Source organism: Nocardia araoensis NBRC 100135 (genome assembly GCF_000308435.1).
GTDB classification, from domain to species: Bacteria; Actinomycetota; Actinomycetes; order Mycobacteriales; family Mycobacteriaceae; genus Nocardia; species Nocardia araoensis.
The window spans coordinates 1-351 of the sequence record NZ_BAFR01000238.1; the positions used below are offsets into that span (position 1 = coordinate 1).

The following is a 351-nucleotide window of genomic DNA, read 5'->3' on the forward strand; positions in this document are numbered from 1 at the left end:
CACCGTGTCGCGGGTGCCGCGGCGCGGGATGTACCCGGTGATACGACGTTGCCGCAGGTCGGCATACACGCGCGGATAGTCGTAGCCCTTGTCCGCGATCAGTGCCTTGATCCGGTAGCGTGGCCGACCCGCTCTGCCGCGCAGCGGCCGGACCCGGTCGAGCAACTCGGGCAGCATCAGGTGGTCGTTGACGTTGGCACCCGACAGCGCGACCGCGAGAGGTAGCCCGTTTCCGCAGGTCAGGATGTGGTGTTTCGAGCCGGTCTTGCGGCGGTCGACCGGGCTCGGGCCGGTCGCGGCGCACCTTTTTTTCGCCCGCACATGCGAGGCGTCGGCGATGACCCGGTCGAA

Annotated in this window: 1 protein-coding gene; it reads right to left on the reverse strand. The window is 68.7% G+C overall.

Annotation, left to right across the window (positions count from 1 at the left end):
* The coding region (locus ON21_RS30135) for a transposase (RefSeq protein ID WP_039803538.1) at window positions 1–351 on the reverse strand (351 nt) is incomplete at both ends.